General features: G+C 38.2%; 2 protein-coding genes and 2 pseudogenes. All 4 read left to right on the plus strand.

The genetic code is table 11. The features are described from left to right. Nucleotides 1-189: pseudogene (locus tag AC1DPQ_RS23470) on the plus strand (M1 family peptidase); the annotation flags it as partial. A gap of 156 nt (nucleotides 190-345) precedes the next feature. Beyond that, a complete protein-coding gene (locus tag AC1DPQ_RS23475) occupies nucleotides 346-1,077 on the plus strand; it encodes a head GIN domain-containing protein (RefSeq protein WP_477584161.1) in 732 nt (243 codons plus the stop codon). Between the two features lie 540 nt (nucleotides 1,078-1,617). After that, nucleotides 1,618-2,490, plus strand: a complete 873-nt coding sequence (locus AC1DPQ_RS23480) for a DUF4261 domain-containing protein (RefSeq protein ID WP_477611047.1) — start codon at nucleotides 1,618-1,620, stop codon at nucleotides 2,488-2,490. A gap of 91 nt (nucleotides 2,491-2,581) precedes the next feature. Next, nucleotides 2,582-2,858 (plus strand): annotated as a pseudogene (locus AC1DPQ_RS23485) (DinB superfamily protein); the annotation flags it as partial.

Genomic DNA, 2,858 nt, shown 5'->3' on the forward strand with positions numbered 1-2,858 from the left:
ACTTTATCTTATCGCTGGATAACCGATGTTAAAGGTTTTGATATGCCTGTCCGTGTAACATTAAAAACAGGTGCATATACCTTGATTAAACCTACAAACGATTGGAAAACCATTAAGGTAGATGCCAGCATAAATGCAGATAACTTTAAACACGATCCGTTGTTTTATATTAACCTCAAAAAAGGTTAATCCTCGTCCAGACTTACGAAGTTTCCCTGGCCCGATAGCTCAGCTAACTTCGTAAGTCGGCCACCAAAGATAATTTTCAACTTGTGCAACTTTTCTTAAAAACAACCGTCTTATAAGAAAAGCTCATTATTCATCTAAAAAATAAAATCCATTACCATGAAAAAAGTATTTGCAATATTATTGGCATCCTTAACATTAACCTCTAGTATTAATGTAATTGCTAAAAATCAGATCAGCATCAACACTTCAAAAAATAATGGCGACGACAGAGATGTGAAAAACTTCAACGGAGTTGCTGCAGCAGGCCCAATAAACGTAATTGTAACTTTGGGCAATAGCGAAAGCTGTCGTTTAGAAGGCGATGCTGATGCATTGGCCTCAATTGTTACCGAAGTAAAAGGCAACGTTTTGGTTATCCGCCCGCAAACCAGTATTACTAGCTGGACTAGAAAATATGAAGGCAAAAAAATCACAGCTTACGTAACGGCAAAAGAGTTGGCCAGCTTAACCGTAAGCGGTGATGGCAACTTAAGTGTTAATGGAAAAATCAGCACAGGTAGTCTAACTACAACTGTAAGCGGTTCGGGAAGCATTAAAGCAATCGCTGATGTAGACAACTATAGTGGTGTGATTAGCGGTTCTGGTGCAATAAACATTACAGGCGGTGCAGATCATGCAAAAGTAGTAATCAGCAGCTCAGGCACCTTTGCCGGTAAATCTTTTTCTACAAAAACTTTAACCAGTACCATCAGTGGTTCAGGAACCGTAAATATCGCCGTAAGCGAAAGTATTAGAGCGGTAATCAGCGGATCAGGAAGCGTAAATTACTCTGGCAATCCAAGTGTTGATAAAACTATTGTTGGCTCAGGTGGGGTAAGAAAAGTATAAATTAAAACTTTTTAATAGAGAAACACCTGTAAGAAATTGTAGGTGTTTTTTTTGGTAAAAGATTAATTTTTAGCGCTATTCCCAACGCGATCGTCATGAGGTTGTATCATAAATATAGAATTGTCTCCTGTCCAAAGGACTCCTGTGGAGAGCTTGTCGAAGGACCTGTTTAATGCCCTCAAAGCGTTTCGACAAGCTCAACGTGACAGGTTGGAATGGAATCACAACTTATGATACAGCCTCATCTTTTCTGTAAAAGATCTTTGGTCGGACAATGTGCTTTAACATCCTTTTATTTTTATTTGAAAAGCAGATTATTGCTACTATTAAGTGTTAGTCCCGCTATTACTTCAAGTTCTTGCCCCGGTGAAAAATCGGAACTCTGGGCTCCATTTTATCGGCTTTAGGCACTCAGGTCTGCAAAGGAAATCTAACCGTTAGTTAAAGAAATTATAATTTAATGTGGTATTGGGCAGTATTCATTTGTATATTTAAACCAGGCTATAATCACAATACTAGCCATCAAAAACATAATGTATAATGGGTTTATTCAACGTATTTAAAAAGAAAAACATTGTAGAAGAAAATGAACAGATAGCAGAAAATGATCCATTGGAGAATTTCCCTGAACTGCTTACCGCTAAACTTTTATTCCTTGACAAACCTAACTTCGATAGCAATCAGGTATTAGCGGAGGTGAAAAAACACTTTGCAAATGTTGAACATTCCTTCTCAGAAAACACCTTTATTTTTTTATTCCCCAATCATCCCATTCAATTTGCTGATGCAACAATTCCGGCACAGTGCACGATAATGATACCTGATCAGGGCAAATCTGAGGTAGAACTTCCAGATGCTGCTTTTCAACAAAACTGGCATTGGCAAGAAGCCAATCAGATTGCTAAAAACTGCACTTATGAAATATTGGTAACTGATTTAATGTCGAGAACATTACCCTATAAAGAACGCTTAAATATATTTATGGATTTTCTGGTGGCAGTGATCAAGGCAACGCAACCAAATGCAGTTTATTCATCACCAGCACAAAAAATCTTAAATCCCCCCCACATGGTAAGCATTTGGGAGACGGATAAAATACAGATGTTAAATGCAATTTGCAATGTAAGGCTTTACAACATTAGCAACAATGCCGATCACAAAGAATTGTTAATGGATACAGTTGGTCTTCACTCCATTGGATTACCTGATTTTCAAATCCGGTTCTCAGCAGCTAACGAAAATGAAGTGGCTAATCTGTTATGGACATATGCTTGTTATGCTTATGAGTTTGGCGATATTATAGTTGACGGAAACACACTTGAAGGATTAAAAACTGGCTCAAAATGGAAATGTGTAAAGCAACTTTCGCTTGTAGGCCCGGACAGAGTTGTGGTAAATGTAACGCCAGATTAACGACAATCATTCCTTCAACACAAAATCCCGTGTCGGCTTTAAACATTTATTCCCCTAACAACATTTCAAATAATCCCTTAAGAATTCGCATATGCTTACCCAAACCTTAAAATCCCTTTTCAGTCGCGATCTTAACAAACTGAAATCCGAAATCGAATCATACAAAAATGAATCAAACCTATGGGTTATAGATAAGGAGATTGCAAACTCAGCAGGGAACCTTTGCCTGCATTTAATCGGAAACCTCAACACCTACATTGGCGCAACCTTGGGCGGCAGTAATTACATCCGAAACCGCGAATTGGAGTTTTCGTTAAAAGACATCCCTAAGCAGAAGCTTATCAACATGATCGAAGCAACCCTATCCG

The sequence above is a fragment of the Pedobacter sp. 01T416_2 genome (assembly GCF_056398925.1).